The organism is Blautia sp. TF10-30 (genome assembly GCF_003481245.1).
GTDB classification, from domain to species: Bacteria; Bacillota; Clostridia; order Lachnospirales; family Lachnospiraceae; genus Fusicatenibacter; species Fusicatenibacter saccharivorans.
On record NZ_QUKM01000018.1, the window covers coordinates 1 to 609 of the forward strand.

At 34.2% G+C, this 609-nt stretch carries 1 protein-coding gene; it reads left to right on the forward strand.

The window, feature by feature from the left end:
- A partial coding sequence (locus DXD02_RS13490) for a hypothetical protein (RefSeq protein WP_243108252.1) occupies nt 1-458 on the forward strand: 458 nt, incomplete at its 5' end.
- Nucleotides 459-609 lie beyond the last annotated feature (151 nt).

Sequence of the window (609 nt, forward strand, 5' to 3'; positions counted from 1 at the left end):
ATTTGTGTGTGGAGGTGATGGTTGTGAAGAAAAAAGTAACAATAGCGTTTGTCATCACTGGCATTCTTGCTATAAGTACAATGATTATATTTTCAACATATAAGTCTTCGGAAGCCTATCGAAAAGCAAAAGCAAAGACACAGTGGGAGTGTTCTGTGGTCTGTGCGGAAAAGTCAACGCCTGATTCCTATGTAATTACATATTCTGACGCAAAAATTTTGTCTAATACAGGCGTGTTGACAGTTCAGAACAGAAACGATTTTGACATTACTGTACATCTGCTCTGTGAAGGAAAACAGGAACTTGTATCTGACAGTATTCCTGCTGGCGGTTGCTATTCTTTTCAGAATGTTACAGATAAAGAATACACGGTAGGTATTCATGCTGAGGTTGATGAAAATACGGATATAAAAGCATTTGTATATGATGGAAAAGACACTGAACCATATACAAGATAAATGGTTTCTAATTGCAAGATAAATTCTAGTTTGTTATATAAAAAATGAAATAAAGTTCCAGTAATCATAGAGTGTATGGATTCAATTCCATATGCTCTTTTTCTTTACTTAATTTCATGAAAAATGTAAAAATCTAATGTTACGAGTTGCA